At 28.8% G+C, this 18,400-nt stretch carries 16 protein-coding genes; 15 read left to right on the forward strand and 1 reads right to left on the reverse strand.

The features are described from left to right. Window positions 1–67 precede the first annotated feature (67 nt). Window positions 68–1,528, forward strand: a complete 1,461-nt coding sequence (locus J4863_RS02355) for a UDP-N-acetylmuramoyl-L-alanyl-D-glutamate--2,6-diaminopimelate ligase (RefSeq protein WP_211618876.1) — start codon at window positions 68–70, stop codon at window positions 1,526–1,528. Window positions 1,529–1,982: 454 nt separating this feature from the next. Here J4863_RS02355 and metF read toward each other — a convergent pair whose 3' ends face one another. Continuing rightward, window positions 1,983–2,849: a methylenetetrahydrofolate reductase [NAD(P)H] gene (metF, locus tag J4863_RS02360; protein ID WP_211618877.1), complete on the reverse strand. Its 867-nt coding sequence runs from the start codon at window positions 2,847–2,849 to the stop codon at window positions 1,983–1,985. A 459-nt stretch (window positions 2,850–3,308) separates the two neighbouring features. On the opposite strand from metF, the gene sufC reads away from it, so the two are divergent. The 14 genes from sufC (at window position 3,309) to trpC (ending at window position 18,394) form a co-directional block, all read left to right on the forward strand. Further along, window positions 3,309–4,055, forward strand: a complete 747-nt coding sequence (sufC, locus tag J4863_RS02365) for a Fe-S cluster assembly ATPase SufC (protein WP_211618878.1) — start codon at window positions 3,309–3,311, stop codon at window positions 4,053–4,055. 32 nt (window positions 4,056–4,087) lie between these two features. Then, window positions 4,088–5,500 (forward strand): Fe-S cluster assembly protein SufB, encoded by a 1,413-nt coding sequence (gene sufB / locus J4863_RS02370; protein WP_211618879.1) that lies wholly within the window; start codon window positions 4,088–4,090, stop codon window positions 5,498–5,500. Then, on the forward strand, window positions 5,493–6,659 hold the full coding sequence (sufD, locus tag J4863_RS02375) for a Fe-S cluster assembly protein SufD (RefSeq protein ID WP_249111550.1): 1,167 nt from the start codon (window positions 5,493–5,495) through the stop codon (window positions 6,657–6,659). The genes sufB and sufD overlap by 8 nt, the downstream gene beginning before the upstream one ends. A gap of 317 nt (window positions 6,660–6,976) precedes the next feature. Further along, window positions 6,977–8,194 carry a SufS family cysteine desulfurase gene (locus J4863_RS02380; RefSeq protein WP_211618880.1) on the forward strand — a complete coding sequence of 406 codons (1,218 nt, stop codon included), beginning with the start codon at window positions 6,977–6,979 and terminating at the stop codon, window positions 8,192–8,194. A 42-nt stretch (window positions 8,195–8,236) separates the two neighbouring features. After that, window positions 8,237–8,683: a Fe-S cluster assembly sulfur transfer protein SufU gene (gene sufU, locus J4863_RS02385; RefSeq protein WP_211618881.1), complete on the forward strand. Its 447-nt coding sequence runs from the start codon at window positions 8,237–8,239 to the stop codon at window positions 8,681–8,683. An 80-nt stretch (window positions 8,684–8,763) separates the two neighbouring features. Continuing rightward, window positions 8,764–9,339, forward strand: a complete 576-nt coding sequence (locus tag J4863_RS02390; protein WP_211618882.1) for a chromate transporter — start codon at window positions 8,764–8,766, stop codon at window positions 9,337–9,339. Beyond that, window positions 9,339–9,914 carry a chromate transporter gene (locus J4863_RS02395; protein WP_211618883.1) on the forward strand — a complete coding sequence of 192 codons (576 nt, stop codon included), beginning with the start codon at window positions 9,339–9,341 and terminating at the stop codon, window positions 9,912–9,914. Before J4863_RS02390 ends, J4863_RS02395 begins: the two co-directional genes overlap by 1 nt. A 109-nt stretch (window positions 9,915–10,023) precedes the next feature. Beyond that, a complete protein-coding gene (locus tag J4863_RS02400; protein ID WP_211618884.1) occupies window positions 10,024–11,031 on the forward strand; it encodes a YiiG family protein in 1,008 nt (335 codons plus the stop codon). A 74-nt stretch (window positions 11,032–11,105) separates the two neighbouring features. Then, window positions 11,106–12,770 (forward strand): OPT/YSL family transporter, encoded by a 1,665-nt coding sequence (locus J4863_RS02405; protein ID WP_211618885.1) that lies wholly within the window; start codon window positions 11,106–11,108, stop codon window positions 12,768–12,770. 144 nt (window positions 12,771–12,914) lie between these two features. Further along, on the forward strand, window positions 12,915–13,688 hold the full coding sequence (locus J4863_RS02410) for a phospholipase D-like domain-containing protein (protein ID WP_211618886.1): 774 nt from the start codon (window positions 12,915–12,917) through the stop codon (window positions 13,686–13,688). 585 nt (window positions 13,689–14,273) lie between these two features. Further along, entirely contained in the window at window positions 14,274–15,551 is a 1,278-nt protein-coding gene (locus tag J4863_RS02415; protein ID WP_211618887.1) for an anthranilate synthase component I family protein, read from the forward strand. A 130-nt stretch (window positions 15,552–15,681) separates the two neighbouring features. Next, window positions 15,682–17,295, forward strand: coding sequence for an anthranilate phosphoribosyltransferase (trpD, locus tag J4863_RS02420; protein ID WP_211618888.1), 1,614 nt, complete (start codon window positions 15,682–15,684; stop codon window positions 17,293–17,295). A 21-nt stretch (window positions 17,296–17,316) separates the two neighbouring features. Continuing rightward, window positions 17,317–17,652, forward strand: a complete 336-nt coding sequence (locus J4863_RS02425; protein ID WP_249111551.1) for a hypothetical protein — start codon at window positions 17,317–17,319, stop codon at window positions 17,650–17,652. Further along, a complete protein-coding gene (gene trpC / locus J4863_RS02430; RefSeq protein WP_211618889.1) occupies window positions 17,627–18,394 on the forward strand; it encodes an indole-3-glycerol phosphate synthase TrpC in 768 nt (255 codons plus the stop codon). The genes J4863_RS02425 and trpC overlap by 26 nt, the downstream gene beginning before the upstream one ends. The last annotated feature ends 6 nt before the right edge of the window (window positions 18,395–18,400 follow it).

Here is an 18,400-nt window from a genome sequence, read left to right on the forward strand (position 1 = left end):
GTTTGAAACGATAAATATTAAATAATTTAAAGATAGTCTTAGGATTGAAGGAGAAAGGATTTATAAAATGTATAAAATATTTGAAAATATCGCGTATGAAGAATTGCATAGAGGAAAAACATTTGAGATAGAGGGGATTGAGTTTGATTCTCGAAAAATTAAAGAAAATTTTGTGTTTGTTGCAATGATGGGGAGTGTTGTAGATGGACATAATTTTATTCAGAAGGCGATTGACAGTGGTGCCAAAATGGTTATTGTGGAAAAGAAAGTAAATGTTGAGGATTACAAAGATTATGAAAATGTTACGTTTATTTTTGTGGAAAATGTAAGGAAAAAATTAGGAGTTATTGCTTCAAATTATTATGATTATCCGCAAAATAAGATAAAAATTATTGGAATTACAGGGACAAATGGTAAGACAACATCAAGTTATATTTTAGAAAATATTTTAGAGAAAACTTCTAGAATAGGGACAACTGGAAATAGGATTTTGGATGAAGAGTTTCCAACTGTAAATACGACACCGGAATCATTGGAATTAATAAAATTGATTGATGAAAGTGTGAAAAAAGGAGCAGAATATTTTATAATGGAAGTTAGTTCACATGCTTTGGAAATTGGGCGTGTAGATATGTTGGAATTTGATTCGGCAATATTTACAAATTTAACACAGGATCATTTGGATTTTCATAAAACAATGGAAAATTATTTTAGAGCGAAGAAGAAAATTTTTAAAATGTTGAGAAAAGATGCTTTGGGTGTTGTTAATATTGATGATGAGCATGGAAAAATTATTTATGATGAAGATAATAGCAAGTATCTGTCAGTGAGTATTAAAGATAAGAATGCTAATTTTTATGGAGAAATTATCGAGTATACAAATGATGGAATGAAAATTAAAATTGTTGCAAAAGGAATAGAGGAAGTTTTAGATATTAATTTGGTTGGAGAGTATAACTTGTATAATGTGTTAGGATGTGTGGCTTCGATTGTCTCGTTGGGAATTAATGTTGAATTTATTGTTGAGAAATTGAAACATATGTCGTCTGTTCCTGGGAGATTTGAAACGATAAAAAATAATTTGGGTGCTAGAATTGTAGTTGACTTTGCTCATACTGATGACGGGTTGTTAAATGTTGGGGAAACGTTGAAGGATATTACGGAAAATAGAGTAATTACAGTATTTGGAGCAGGTGGAGATAGAGATCACGATAAGAGACCTAAAATGGCAAAAGCTGCTGTTAAATTTAGTGATTTTATAATTTTAACATCAGATAATCCACGAACTGAAAATCCGACTGATATTTTGAATCAAATTAAGGAAGGATTAAAAGAAATTAATTTTTCAAAAGATAAATATATGATTATTGAAGATAGAGAAGAAGCTATAAAATATGCGATTGAAAATGTTTTATCAAAAGGTGATAGTTTATTAATTGCTGGAAAAGGTCATGAGACTTATCAAATAATTGGGAAAGAAAAGAAACATTTTGATGATAGGGAAATGGCTAGGAAGTATTGTAAATAGAATTTTATTGATATAGTGATAGTTTGGATTTGAATTAGAAAAATAAAAAACTGGGACAGTTTATAAAGGAAATAAAAATACTGAATAATAAAATTGTGAGAGAGTGTGTCCAGAATTTTGTGTAAACTCAAAATATAATATATGGTACAGGATAGTAATTTTATCATCCTGTTTGAGAGTGTAAAATTTTTGTTGTAAATAGAATAAAAAGTACTGAATTTACTAGATTTATCTATTAGTTTACAAAAAATTCTAGATACTTTATTTAGTTTACACAAATTATAATTCTCATATTTAGTAAGATTATTTTCAATTTATAAATTAGTTCCAGTTTTATATTATTATTTTATAGTAAAACTACTTTAAAACTAAACTCAAAAACTATGACTATTTGACTCAATTTTTAAATTTACATAATTTTAAATAGTTTAATTTTAAATAGTTTTGAGTATATTTATCTAGCAAAAAAAATATTATTCATAATATCTCTTGCAGCTTCAACTTTATTCATTGTGTATAAGTGGATACCTTTTACATCATTTGCAAATAATTCGATAATTTGGTCAGTTGCGTAAAGGACACCAGCTTTTTGCATAGATTCAGGATTATCTCCATATTTTTCAAGAATACGTTCTAATTTTTTAGGAACAGAACATTTTGACAATTCTACAATTCTTTTAATTTGTGCAGCATTTGTTATTGGCATAATTCCTGCCACTAAAGGAACGTTTATATCTAATTTTTCAGCTTGTTCTCTGAATGAGAAAAATCTTTCGTTATCAAAAAATAGTTGAGAAACTAAGAAATCAGCACCTTTTTCAACTTTATTTTTTAAATGAAACAAGTCAACTAAATCATTATTTTGGTAATGAGTTTCAGGATAAAATGCAGCTCCGATTGAAATATCAGAATTTGATTTTAATTCTTGAATCAATTCAGAAGCGTATTTAAAATCACCTCTATCATAGATTTCTTCAGTTTCACCTTTTGGTACATCACCTCTTAAAGCTAAAATATTTTGAATATTATTTTCTTTAACTTCTTTCATGAAATTTTCAATTTCGCTTTTTTTACTTCCGACACAAGTAAGATGAGCTAAAACTTCAGTATTCAAAATATTTTTTATATATGAAGCCATTTCAATTGTACCACCTTTAGTTTTACCACCAGCACCGTAAGTAACACTAATAAAATCAGGGTTTAGATTAACTAATTCAGCTGTTACAGCTTTTAATTTTTCTTCCGAGAAATTTTTATTTGGTGGAAAAATTTCAAAAGAAACAACACGTTCTTTTTGTTCAAAAATATTTTTTATTTTCATTTTTATCAGCTCTCCTTTTCATTTTAATTTATTTGTTATTTGAAAAAATTGGGAAATATAAAAGGCATAAAAAAGACCTAGTATTAAGAAAACCAGGTCATCCTTTCATACATAAACAGCACAAAAAATATATAATAATAAATTTTTACGATGATATAAAATATATATTCCCCAAAGATATATTAATTATTCTTATTTTTAATTATAAAAATTTACTATAATAAATTATACTATATAAAATGCTTTTTGAAAAATTCATTAATTTTATATACATATATAAAATATATATGCTATAATAAAAGAAGATATTTGTTAATAAAAATAGTTAGAGAATAAAATAATTTTAAGATATAATATTTTCATAATTGACTTTATTACAATTTTTATGTACAATAGTAGATATAGTAAAAAATAAAAATTTTAAATTAATAGTGTTTGAATAATTTTGGAGGTAAAAAAATGAGTTTATTAGATTTAAAGGGAGTTAAATCAGAAGTAGAAGGAAAAGAAATTTTAAAAGGATTAGATTTAACGATAAATAAAGGTGAGGTTCATGTTATTATGGGACCAAATGGTGCAGGGAAATCGACATTAGCAAGTATTTTAGTAGGTCATCCTAAGCATGAATTGATTGGTGGAGACATTATATTTGATGGAGAAAAAATTAATGATTTGGGAGTGGATGAAAGAGCAAAAAGAGGGATTTTCTTGTCATTCCAATATCCAGAAGAAATTCCAGGATTGACAGTGGAAGACTTTTTAAGAACAGCAAAAGAGGCTGTGACTGGAGAAAAACAATATATTATGCAATTTCATAATGAATTAGTTGAAAAAATGGAAAAATTACATATTAATCCTGAATATGCTGACAGACATTTAAATGTTGGATTTTCTGGTGGAGAAAAAAAGAAAAATGAAATTTTACAAATGGCAGTTTTAGAACCAAAATTAGCAATTTTAGATGAAACAGATTCTGGATTGGATATAGATGCGACAAAAATCGTATTTGAAGGTGTACAAAAATTAAAAACTGACGATACAGCATTATTAATTATTACTCACTATGACAAAGTGTTGGATTACTTGAAACCAGATTTTGTTCATATTTTAATGAATGGAAAAATTGTTAAAACTGGTAGAAAAGAATTAGTTGAAGAAATAGAACAAAATGGATATGGAAAAATGAAAGAGGAATTAGGATTATAATCCTGATAAAAAAATAAAGGTGGTTTACATAAATGGAAGATAGAAAAAAGACATATGTTGAGGACATCGAAAGAGGAGTTTACGATATAAAAGACGATGTTCAACCGAGATTTAAAACACAAAAAGGAGTAACACCTGAAATTATTAGAAAGATTTCAGAGAGAAAAAATGAACCTGAATGGATGTTGGAGTTTAGATTGAAAGCGTTGGAAGTGTATAATTCTAAACCGATGACAAGTTGGGGACCTGATTTATCTGATTTGGATGTTAATGATATAGTTCATTACTTGGAGCCGGATTCAGAACCGATGAATGAAAATTGGGATGATGTGCCAAGTTATATTAGAGATACTTTTGATAGATTGGGAATTCCTGAGGCTGAAAAACAATCGCTTGCAGGAGTTGGAGCGCAATATGATTCAGAAGTGGTTTATCATAGCATTCATAAGGAATTGACTGAGCAAGGAGTAATTTATACTGATATCGAAACAGCAATAAAAGAACATGAAGATATTTTAAAAGAATATTTTATGTCATTGATAACTGTTAATGATCATAAATTTGCAGCATTACATGGAGCTGTTTGGTCAGGAGGATCATTTATTTATGTGCCGAAAGGTGTTAAAGTAAGTATGCCATTGCAATCGTATTTTAGATTGAATGCACCAGAAGCTGGACAATTTGAGCATACGTTGATAATTGTTGATGAAGGAGCAGATTTACACTTTATTGAAGGTTGTTCAGCACCAAAATATCAAAAAAATGCATTACATGCTGGAGCGGTTGAATTATTCGTGAGAAAAGGTGCTAGACTTAGATATTCTACAATTGAAAACTGGTCGAGAAATATGTATAATTTGAATACGAAAAGAGCACTTGTAGAAGAAGGCGGAGTTATGGAATGGGTATCAGGTTCATTTGGATCGAAGGTATCGATGCTTTATCCAATGACAATTTTAAATGGGGAACGTGCAAGATGTGAGTTTACAGGAGTTACTTTTGCAGCTTCAGGTCAATTTTTGGATACAGGATGTAAAATTATTCATGCTGCACCGTATACTACGTCAACAGTTCATTCAAAATCAATTTCTAAAAATGGAGGAACTGCATTTTATAGAGGACTTCTTAAAGTTGAAAAAAATGCACACAATTGTAAATCAACAGTTGAATGTGAGTCATTAATGTTGGATAATCAATCGAGATCAGACACTATACCAATAATTGATATTAAAAATGATAGCGTAGATATAGGACATGAAGCAAAAATTGGAAGAATTAGTGATGAAGCGATATTTTATTTGATGTCAAGAGGAATCAGTGAGGATGAGGCTAAAGCGATGATTGTAAGAGGATTTGTTGAGCCAATTTCAAAAGAATTACCGCTTGAGTATGCAGTAGAATTGAATAAATTGATTGAATTGGAATTAGAAGGAACAATTGGATAAGAAAGATAACGACGATGAAGGAGAAAAAAAGATGTTAAACGAAACAAGTTTAAAAAATCTTGAGAATAGTGAATATAGATTAGAAATTTTTAAAAAATATTCTGCACTTGAGAAACCAGCTTGGAAAAGAGTGGACTATAAATATGAAGAACCAGCAGAATATAAGGATTTTAATAATACTACATTGAGAAATGATAAACAACAAGGGTTAGAAGTAAAAGATATAAAAAATTCTTTGGAAGATTTGAAAAGATTAGAGAGTGAAAATGAATATGGTTTAGGAGAATTTTTCAAATTACAAAATTTTGCTTTTTACAATGAAGGGAAATTTGTAAAAGTAAATAGAAAAACTGATGTAAAAGAGCCTGTTTATATCACTTATACGACTAATAAAGAAAATAATTTTTTAGTAGATTACAATGTAATTGAAGTTGAAGATTTTGCGAAAGTGACAATTATTTTAACTTATACTTCAGGAGATGAGGAAGCAGCTTACCGTAATGGAGTTATTAGAGTATTTGCAGGTCAAAACTCAGAAGTAAATTTGGTGAAAATTCAAACATTGAATACTAATAGTTCAAATTTTGAATCATCAAAAATTGAAACATTGGGTCAAGGAAAAGTGACTTATTCGAGCATTGAGTTGGGTGCAAAAATAAATGGAATTAGCCATAAAACATATTTATTGGAAGATTCGGCAGAAACTTATATTTTACCAGGATATTTGGCAGATGCTGATAGAAAATTGGATTTAGAATATTCTGTTGTGTTTAAAGGTAGAAGAACAATCGGAGAAATTCATGGAAAAGGAGCGGTAAAAGATACTGCTATGAAAGTATTTAGAGGAAATATGTACTTTGAAAGAGGTGCATCAAAATCTGAAGGAAGAGAGGGAGAATTTGCGATTTTGCTTGATAAAAATGTAAGAGTTCATGCAATTCCAACTTTATTCTGTAAAGAAGACGATGTAATTGGAGAACATTATGCTTCGATAGGAAAAGTAGATGAAGCACAATTATTTTATTTGATGAGTAGAGGGCTTTCAGAAGGTAGAGCTAAAAAATTAATTGTAGAATCATCATTTAGACCGATTTTTGAAAATATCAATGATGAAGCTATTAGAAATCATCTTTTAGAAGAATTGGAAAGTAGAATATAGACATTAGTAAGATTTAAGAAAAAAAGATTTGCAAACGATACCCACTTAGTGCTATGATAGTATGGTACAAGTGGGTAAATTTATAATAAAAGTTTTCTTTAAAAATATAAATTTAAAAATTACAATGATATTTTAAATAGAAATATTATCAATCAAAGTATTCAAAACTATTTAAAATTGTGTAAATTTAATAGTTGAGTAAAATAGTCATAGTTTTAAAGCAGTTTTACTATAAACAATAAATAAAAAAATGCAATTGAAAAAAATTTTACAAAAATTAAAAGAGAAGAGAAATAATTTTAAGAAAGGAAGGAAATATGGACTATAAAAAGAAATTTCCAATATTTAGTAATATTGAGAGTCATTATTTAGATACAGCTGCTACTGCTCAAAAGCCAAAAGTAGTGCTTGATAAAGTGGTTGAATATTATGAGAATGATAATGGGAATCCTGGGAGAGGTTCACATGCGTTATCAATAAAAGCGGAAGAGCTTTTGACTGATGCGAGAAAAACTGTGCAAAAATTTATAAATGCGAAAAAGACTGAAGAAATTATTTTTACAAAAAGTACGACTGAATCGATTAATTTGATTGCTTATTCATATGGATTAGACTATATAAATGAAGGTGATGAAATTATTCTTGGAATTTCAAACCATCATGCGAATATTGTACCTTGGCAGTTCATTGCGAAGAAGAAAAAGGCGAAATTGAAATATGTTTATTTGGATGATAATGATCAATTTGATTTGAATGATTTTAAGTATAAGATGTCAGATAAAACGAAGATTGTTGCGGTTTCAGCAGTTGTGAATGTGACAGGAGTTATTCAGCCTATAAAAGAAATTATTGAGATTGCACATAAGTGGAATGCTTTGGTTGTAGTTGATGCGGCTCAATCAGTACTTCATTTCAAACATGATGTTCAAGAGCTTGATGCTGATTTTCTTGTGTTTTCAGGGCATAAAATTTTTGCACCGATGGGAATTGGAGTGATGTATGGAAAAGAGGAGATTTTGAATAAAATGTCGCCATTTTTGTATGGTGGAGATATGATAGAATTTGTGACAGAGCAAGATTCGACATTCGCACAGTTGCCTAATAAATTTGAGGGTGGAACGCAAAATGTTGGTGGAGCAGTTGGACTTCAAGAGGCGATTAATTTTTTAGAAGAAATAGGTTATGAGAAAATTAATGAAGTTGAGGCTAGATTGTATGAAAAAGCGATGAAAGAGATGAACAAATTAGGATTTATCGAGACTTATTCTGATGAAAATGTTGAAAAAACAGGAGTTATTGCGTTTAATGTGAAAGGTGTTCACTCGCATGATGTTTCATTTATCCTTGATTCGTATGATGTTGCGATAAGATCGGGTCATCATTGTGCTCAGCCTTTGATGAGTTATTTAGATGTACCATCTTGTTGTCGTGTAAGTTTTAGTATTTATAATGATGAGAAAGATGTTGATAAATTAATTGAAGGACTAAAAAAAGTTGGAGAGATTTTTTTATCGAAAGATGAATCGGAAAATTAATAGATTGAGAAATTTGATGTTTTAAGAAAGGAGTACGAAAAAGTGAATTTAGAAAAAATTTACCAGCAGACAATTTTAGAATATAGTGGTAAAAAGGATTTGAATAGAGAAATGGAAAATCCAACTTATGTGGAAAGGGGTCATAATCCAAATTGTGGAGATGACTTGACATTAGAAGTAAAGGTTAATGAGGATAATGTTATCGAGGATGCTGCGTTTATCGGAACTGGATGTGCGATTTCAACGGCTTCGATGGCAATGCTAATTGATTTGATAAAAGGTAAAACGATGAAAGAGGCTGAAGAAAAGGTTAATCTATTTTTCAAAATGATGGATATTAGTGAGGATAAAGAAAAATTGACTTCGGAAGAAATGAAAAAATTGGGAGATGCTGTATTGCTAGAATATGTTGCAAAAATGCCTGCTAGAGTGAAATGTGCTACATTGAGTTGGCATTCGCTAAAAGTGATAGTCGATAAAAGTAAATAATTTATATTATTTAAGGAAATTTAACAGAAATCTTTTTATAATAGAAATTAAGAGATGTTTGGAAATAGAAGGGAAGATAAATGGGAGATTTAATTAAATTATTTGTAACCTTTGCTAAAATGGGACTTTTCACATTTGGTGGAGGTTATGCGATGTTGCCGATGATTAAAAGAGAGGTTGTTGAGAAAAATGGATGGGCGACAGAGGATGAAATTATGGATTACTATGCGATTGGGCAAGTAACACCAGGAGTTATAGCTGTAAATACTTCTACATTTGTAGGCCATAAAGTGAAAGGGCTTGTTGGTTCGATAGCTGCAACTTTGGGAATGATTGTTCCGCCGATAATAATTATAACTTTGATAGCGATATTTTTGAAGAATTTTTCAGATTTAAAAGTTGTGAAATATGCGTTTAATGGTATAAGGGCCTGTGTTTGTGTACAAGTATTTGAAGCAATTGTAATGATGGCCAAAAAATCTTTGCCAGATAAAATATGCTTGACTATTTTTATTTTAGTGATTATTTTATCGGTTACAAATATTTTAGATCCAACTTTGCTAGTAGTTTTGGCTGGTGTAACAGGAGTTATAATTAAAAATTTTGTTAGAAAAACTGGAAAAGAACATAAATTAGGAAGTGGAGGTACAAAATAATGGGAAATGAATTAATGAAATTGTTGCATTTGTCATTTGAATTCAGTAAAGTTGGCTTGTTTTCAGTTGGAGGAGGACTTGCAACGTTGCCATTTTTGTATCATATGGGTCAAAAGACAGGCTGGTTTACAGCTGGAGATGTGTCAGATATGATAGCCATTTCACAATCAACACCAGGTCCAATGGGAATTAATATGGCGACTTCTGTTGGATATACTATAGCAGGACTTTGGGGAGCATTGATTGCACCAGTAGCTTTAGTAATTCCTTCAGTTATAATAATTATTATGATTTCTCATGCATTAAATAGATTTAAAGATTCTATTTTAGTGGCAGATATATTTTATGGTTTGCGTCCAGCATCCATTGGATTGATAGTAACTGCTGGGATAAGTGTTGCAAAAGGATCGTTATTCACTTTAGAAAAATATAATATTTCAAAACATATTGGAGATATTTTTAATTACAAATCAGTTTTGTTGGCAATATTTATAGCAATTTTGACAAAATTTAAAGTAAATCCAATTTTATCGATAGTAATTTCAGCAATAATTGGAATAATTTTCAAATTTTAACAAAATTAAAAAGAAAATTGAAAAATTTTCTTTTTTTGTTTGACTTTAAAGGAAAAAGCTAATATAATTATAATTGTTAAATAAAAAGATAGGAGGAGTATAACTTTTAATGAAAAAGATAGGATTGTTGATAATAGGAATGCTAATAATTGTTGCTTTTTGTGGTAAAAAAGGTGATGATAGTCTTGAAAAAAGAGGTGAACAGAAAAAACAAACATTTTTGGAAAAAACAAAAGAAAATTATAGCGAGCATATTAAAATATATGACAGAATTTTAAATATAGACAAAGGATTGCTTTATTATTTTGAAGATGCTGGGATGGAAAGAGAATTTAGGAAAATTGATGCTGATGATATTGAAGTAAATATTGGAGTGGATCAAGCATTGATTGATAAGTTAAAATCAATTAAGGATTCTAAAGAGAAAAAAAGCGAGTTGGATAAAAAGGCAATTGCAATGCTTCCCGCTTTAGAAACTATGTTACCGATTGTAAATGAAATGAAAACGTATTATGTTCAAAAAGGTTACAAAGTAGATAATTTTGTAAAGGCACAGGAATATCATACTAGATTGTTGGCTGTTACTGAAAAATTTAAACAAGTAGAAAGACCATATAAAGAACTTTTTGATAAAAAATCTAAAGAGATAAAAAAAGAGACAGCGAAGGAATTTGACAAGAAGAAAGAGCATATTACTTACAATAGATTTTTATTTCTTGAAAATGGAGAAGCGTTCTTGGATGAAATTCATAAGCAAGGATTAGATGCTAGTGATTTTACTAGAGGAAATGTTAATAAATTTAAACCATTAAGAGATAAAATTAAGAAATCATTGGAAAAATTAGAAAGAAGTTCTAAAAATGAAAAACAAGCTAAAAAAGAAGGTTATAATTCAACAGACGACTTTATTATTTTCAATCAAAAAGCAAATAGATTTAGAGATATTGTAAATAAATTTATCATTAGAATCGAGAAAAAAGATAAGGCGTCACATTCTTCAGTAAGTGATAGCTTCTTTGCACAAACAGAGGAAGGAACTCCAGAAAATGTATTGAGCGAGTTTAATGAAGTTGTTGAAGAGCATAACAAATTATTAAATATGAAAAAAAATAAATAGGATGTTATTTTTGGAGACGAGCAGAGAATGCTCGTTTCTTTTGTAAAGTAGGGAGTTTTTAGAAAGGAGATTTGATGGCAAAAAAAATAAATTCAAAAATGAAATCAAAGAAAAATTTTAAAACAAGTTCCAGTTTTACGCTTTTGTCGATTATAATTGGAATTATAGGGGCAGTTATCGTATCATCTAGTTCATTTTATACAGTATTAAAATTTGGTGCGTTGCCGTGGGCGTCAGTAATGGTAGCATTAATTTCAACTTCAACATTAGTTTTTTTTAAAAAAGTCAATGGTAGAGAGGTTAGTATTGTTCATACGATTATGAGTGCTGGAGCAATGGTAGCTGGTGGAGTTGCTTTTACAATGCCAGGATATTTAATTTTAGGTGGAAAACTTGAGAATATCGATAGAATGCAACTTTGGGTAACGGTTTTGTTTGGTTCGATTTTAGGTTGTATTTTTTCATTTATTTTTAAACAGAAATTATTGGAAAATGAAGAGCTTGAATTTCCAATTGGAGAGGCAACATTTAATGTTATAAATTCAGGTGAGAATAGTGAAAATATGACTTATGTTGGATTTGGAGCGTTGTTAAGTACGGTTATTGCGATTTTGCGAGATTTTAGTTTTATGCGTGGTAAAAAAACGATTTTACCGACAATATATTCATTTAAAAAGGGATTTTTAAATTTTTATGTATCGCCATTATTATTAGGAATTGGCTATATTTTAGGAATTGCAAAAACATTCGCGTGGTTTTTAGGTGGAGCATTAATCTATTTTGTTTTTCAACCATTTGCTTTAATAAAAAAATTTGAAAATTTTGATATTATGAAAAATAATTTTGGAATGGGAATTATTGTTGGTTTTGGAATTGCAGTAATTGTGAAATTATTTTTTTCAAAATATGAGGAGGAGTATAGAAAATCTTCAAATTTATTTTGGAAAATAGCTATTTTTGCTGGGATTGGGATATTTGGAATTAGCTGGATTTACAAGCTGCCAGTTTTCTTGTCGTTTATAGTTGTGATAATTTGTATTTTATGTATTATAATTTCAGGATATACTGTTGGTAAAACAGGATTGAATTTTCTAGAAATTTATGCAGTAATAACAATTTTAACAATTACTTTTTTTAATAAATTGTTAAATGGAATTCGAATGGAAAATGCAGTTTTTTCAACTAGAATAACAACATTAATGACTTTTTGTTTAGCGTGTTTTGTCGCAGTTGCTTGTGGTTTATGTGGAAATATTTTAAATAATTTAAAATTGGGAAGCCAAACAAAAATAGCACCTTCAAAACAGTTTTTTGGAGAATTAATAGGAGCAGCAATAGGTTCATTTGTAGTAACAAATTTATTTTTCATTTTATTTGATGTTTACAAAAATATTGGACCACATAATAATGCGGATTTAATGGCGTTACAAGCCTCTTTTATAACTTCATTTATTGATGGAATTCCATTTATTCAAATTTTTTGGTTAGGAGCTTTGATAGGTTTTGTTTTATACTTTTTTAATGTATCAGCTTTAACTTTCGGAATTGGAATATACGTTCCATTTTATATGACTTTAACAGTATTCTTAGGTGGAATTTTAAATTTTGTAGCTTCAAGAGTTTCCTCAAAATTTTCTGAAAAATGTTTATTAGTTTCTAATGGATTAATGATTGGAGAGGCGATAGTAGGTGTTGGAATTTCGTTAATTACTTATTATTTTGTGCTATTTCAAAAATGATACAGCGGTAAATATTTTTAGTAATAGAGTACTTAATAACTTTCTATTGAAATATCAAAAATTAATGATAAAAAACTGAGAATTATTTTGAAAAATATTAACTGAAAATAAAAATTTAAAAATCAAAAAAAGAAGGAGGTTGTAATGGAAAATAAATTTAATAACAATGTGTCGTGTGATGTTTTTATTGGAAAAGGTGCTGGAGCGAGTATAAAAGAGAGTTTTAAAAATGCTAAAAAATCAGTTACTATAATTTCTCCATTTTTAAGTGGAAATATGACTGCACAAGAAATCATTAAATTATTAGATAAAAATGTAAAAGTGAGCATTGTGACGAAAGATCATTTTCGTATTTATCCACTTTTAAAAGAAGTTATTTCCAAAAATCCGAAATTTTCTTCACTCGGAAGTTATCGTTCAAATGTTTCAAAATTGTTTTTAACATTTATTTTCGCTACAATCACTTTATTATTAATAAATATTTTATTATCTTTTGAATTTAATTTTTCGTTTATAAAAAATATTACAATAAATTCTCAAATATTTTTAGTAGTGTTTTTGATTATCATAAATATTTTTTTATTGAAAAAAACTAGTGAAATAGATTTTGAATACTCAATAAGAAAAAATTTAAACTTACATATTTTAAAAAAAGGATATCCACTACATAGTAAAATTTATATTATCGACAATAAAATCGCTTATTTAGGCTCATTAAATTGTACAGATTCAGGTTTTAGATACAATCACGAAACGAGAATAAAAACAAAAGATAAGAAATTTATTTCAGATCTGAATAAACTTTACAAAGAATTTTTAGAATTACCAGCAATTCCCTTAAAAACACTACAAAAAAATATAAAAACATTTTCTAAAAAAGATGGTTTTGATGATGAATCATATACATTTTATGAATAATGAGGTTTTATTTTATCAAAATTAGTGTAATAAAATTCTATAAAGGTTTATATTTTAATAAAATTTAGAAAAAATTTTATAGATAGAGATAGTTCTAGAAATTTTTAAATAGAAAAAATAAATTAAATATATAATTAAATATATCTTTTTTATCATAAATAATAATTATATCTCCTATTAAAACCTTATATTTTACAAATGTATAAAAGTGAGGTATACTCTTTTTGTAAAGAAAAAGAAATTAAAAATGGAGAGTGATTATAATGAAAAAAGCGACTTGGTTATGGTGGGAAGCATATAAACAATTTAATATTTTTTTCACCAGCAATTTAGAATTTAGTTATAGTTATTCTATATAAAATTAGATAAATAATAATTGATAGATTGTATGAAGCATTGGTGAGTTATCAATGCTTTTCTCGATTAAATTCTCTGTTACTTGGCGAAAGTGATAGAGGATTTTTTGTTTTAAAAGAAAATAAAAAATTATGTTATAATATTTATAAGTACAAATATAAATATAAAATTATAGAAACAGAATTAAATAGAAATAAAAAATTAGAAAGAAAATCAGGAGGAAATTATATGTTACTAAAAGACCCTATTTACTACTATTCTCGTATAAGAGAGCATTACAAAAATTCGTATTTGGCAGAAGATACTCTTCAAGTGATAATTGGAATTGATTGTGAGTATGTCGATTCTTACGAACATAATTACAAATCTTTGGAGCAATTTTATAAATCGCAGAAGTCGATTGCACCATTTGCAGGGCTTTTTGGGACTTTTGCGTATGAAACGATACATTATTTTGAGAAAATTGATGAGATTGAAAAATCACAATTTAAATTTCCTGCATTTTTATTTGCTAATGCGAAGGCTTACTTGCATTATTCCAAGATTAGCAAGGAATATTCATTTTATGGGGATAAAGAAAAATATTATTCGATTTTGAAGGATGAAGTTGAGAAAATAGAAAAAAATGATAATAAAGATACTTATTATACGATAAAAACAGATTTAGATAAGGAAAAAGAACATTTTTATAAAATTGTTGAGAAGGCGAAGGAGTATATAAAATCTGGGGATATATTTCAAGTTGTTTTGAGTGAGCAGTTGAAATTGGAAACTAATATGGATTCGTTGGAATTTTATAAATATTTGTCTGAAGCGAATCCATCGCCATATATGTTCCATTTTCCGACAAAATATGGAGATGTTGTAGGGTCTAGTCCTGAAATATTAGTTGATGTCTTTTCTGATACAATCTACATTGCACCAATTGCAGGAACACGACCCCGTGGGAAAGATGCAAATGAAGATGAATTTTTGGCAAACGATTTGTTGAATGATCCGAAAGAATGCTCTGAACACAGAATGTTAGTTGATTTAGCAAGAAATGATGTTGGAAAATTTTCAGAAAAGGGTACAGTTATTGTGAAAAACTTGATGCACATTAAGCATTATCAACATGTTATGCACATTGTTTCTGAGGTTTTTGGGAAGAAACGTTCGGATGTAACGATTTTTGATATTTTATCATCAGCATTTCCTGCTGGGACTTTGAGTGGTTCGCCAAAAATTCGTGCGATGGAGATTATTGCAGAATTAGAAGAATTTAAGAGAAATGTTTATGGTGGCGGAATTGGATTTATTAGATTTAATGGAGATTTGCAAATAGCGATTGTTATTAGAACGGCATTTTTTGAGGCAAAAGAAGATGGCTCTGACGCACAAAAGGTATTCATTCAATCAGGTGCTGGAATTGTTTACGATTCTGTGAAGGAGAGAGAGTATAATGAAATTTGTCATAAGAGAGCTTCTGTAGTGGGAGTTTTTGAGAGAAATGCTAAGAAATTGTAATTCATTAAAGGTATTTAAGAGAAAATTGGTTTATTCATTTGAAAAAATCTAAAATATTAGATTTGAATTTATAAAAAAGATGAAATTTATAAATAGAAAATTTATTTATGGAAGTAGATAGGAGAAAAATATGATTTTATTGATAGATAATTATGATTCGTTTGTATTTAATGTGGAACAATATTTGAAGGAAATGACTGATGAGCAAGTGAAAACAGTTCGTAATGATAAAATTACTTTGGAAGAAATAAAAAAATTGAATCCGAGTAAAATTATTTTGTCACCAGGACCGAAACATCCAAAAGATAGCGGAATTTGTTTGGAGATATTGAAAAATATTGATGATACGCCTATTTTGGGTATTTGTTTGGGACATCAGGCGATTGGATATGCGTTTGGTGGAGAGATAAAACAGTTGGAGGTTCCTTTACATGGGAAAACTTCTGAAATTATTGTGAATAAGGAAGATTCATTGTTGTTTAAAGAATTGCCGAAAAAATTTAGTGTGATGCGTTATCATTCGCTTTATGTTAATGAGGATAATTTACCAGAAGAATTAGAGGTTAGTGCAAAGTCAGATGATGGAATAATTATGGCTTTAGAACATAAAACAAAGGATATTTATGGAATTCAATTTCATCCAGAGTCGTTTTTTACAGAATATGGTAAAAAAATAATTAAGAATTTTGTGGTATCGACTAATAAGAAAACGGTTGAAAATAAAGAGAAGGAGAAAAACGAAAATTTGAAAAAATATTTAAAAAAATTGCAAGATAATATTGCGTTGACTGATGGTGATTTTAAGGAAATTTGTGCGATTATTGATAGTAAAAACTATAATATTATTCAGCTCGGAGCGTTATTAGTTTTAATTTCAGAAAAAAGTCTTTATCCAGAGTCGCTTACGGCTTTTGTAAAAAATATTTTGGCTTATAGTACGACGTTTGAGGATGAGTCGGATATGATAGATGTTTGTGGGACTGGTGGAGATGGATTTAAGACAATAAATATTTCTACGGCTGTTGCGTTTATTTTGGGAGCGATGGGAGTAACTGTTGCAAAACACGGAAATCGTGCGGTTTCAAGTAAGAGTGGAAGTAGTGATGTTTTAGATAAATTGGGAGTTCCTTTGGAAAAATCATTGTTGGCTCAATTAGATAAACTTGAGAAAAAACATTTGGCATTTTTCCATGCACCGTTTTTTCATAAATTAGTTGGAGAAGTTAGAGAAGTTCGTCAGCAACTTGGAATAAGAACTGTTTTCAATGTTTTAGGACCTTTGTTACATCCTAATAAAAAATTAAAATATCAATTAGTTGGACTTTATCATGAACCTGTTCACAGATTGTATGCTGAAACATTGCAATTATTGGGAAGAGAGCATGCGTTGGTTGTGCGTGGAAATGATGGACTTGATGAAATTACAATTTGCGACGATACAAAAATTATCGAAGTAAAAGGAGATCAAATTTTTGAATATACAATTTCTCCTGAGAGTTTCGGATTTAAAAGAGCTTTTCATTCTGAAATCGAAGGTGGAACGGCAGAAGAAAATGCTGAAATTTTAAAGAGAATATTAAAAGGTGAAGAAAAATCTGCAAAATTTGATATAGTTGTGTTAAATGCGATGTTTGGGCTTTATACTGCGAATGTAGTGGACCATCCTGCGAAGGCAAAGGAAATGATTTTGGAAGCGATTGAGAGTGGGAAAGTTTATGAATTTTATGAAAACTATGTGAAATAATTTTTTGGAAGTGGAATTTAGATGATGTTAAAAACTTTGTATAAAGAAAAATGTTTGAGGTATTTTATAGCGCCTGACATAATATTACTTTTATTAGTTACAATTTTTTTCTACCCTATGTTAGAATTTTTATATTTTTTTGTTATTGGAAATATTCCTTTAATTTATATTTTGTTTAAAATAATAGTAATGTATTTAAGTTCAAAAAAATTAAAAGAAATAAATAAAGTTGAAGATGAAGAAAAAAGAAAAAAATCTAAAAATAAATTAAAATTAGTAATTTTTTTAGTAAATTTAATAATGTTTAGTATGTATGTCAGTTTAGTAAAAAATGAAATTTTCATACCAAATATTTAAAAACAAAAGGAGAAATATGGATATTTTAGAAAAAATAAAAATAAAAAGAGATATACAGCTTAAAGAAGAATTAAAATCTTTTAAGCAGCCGTCGTTGAAAGAGGCATTGAAACAGGATGGAGTACGGATTATTGGAGAAATTAAAAGGGCTTCTCCATCGAAGGGAAAAATTGCGAAAGATGATTTTGATTTATTAAAACAGGCACAAAGTTATGTGGATAAAGGGGTTGCGGCTTTTTCGATATTGACAGAAAAGGAATATTTTAAAGGGGAGAATGATTTTATAAAAATTATAAGAGAGAAATTTCCAGAAATGCCGATTTTGAGGAAGGATTTTATTTATATTCCGTTTCAGGTGGCTCATGCTAAGTTTTTGGGGGCTTCGGCGATACTTCTTATTGTGAGAATGTTGGATGACAAGACTTTGTGTGAGTTGCATAAATTGGCACATGATTTGGAGCTTGATGTTTTGGTTGAGGTTCATGATGAGATTGAACTTGAGAGAGCGTTAAAAATACCTAATTTAGAAATTTTGGGAGTTAATAATAGAAATTTGAATACTTTTGAGGTAGATATTAAGACTACAAAGAAACTAATGGATAAAATTCCAGATGAAATGAAGGATAAACTCGTGCTTGTTGGCGAAAGTGGATTTCTTACGAAAGAGGATTTGGAGTATGCAAAAAGTATTGGGGTTGATGGTCTTTTGATTGGGGAAGCGCTTATGAGAGGTCTTCTTTAGGAAGTT

Origin of the sequence: Leptotrichia sp. oral taxon 221, assembly GCF_018128245.1 — a bacterium.
GTDB lineage: Bacteria > Fusobacteriota > Fusobacteriia > Fusobacteriales > Leptotrichiaceae > JABCPH02.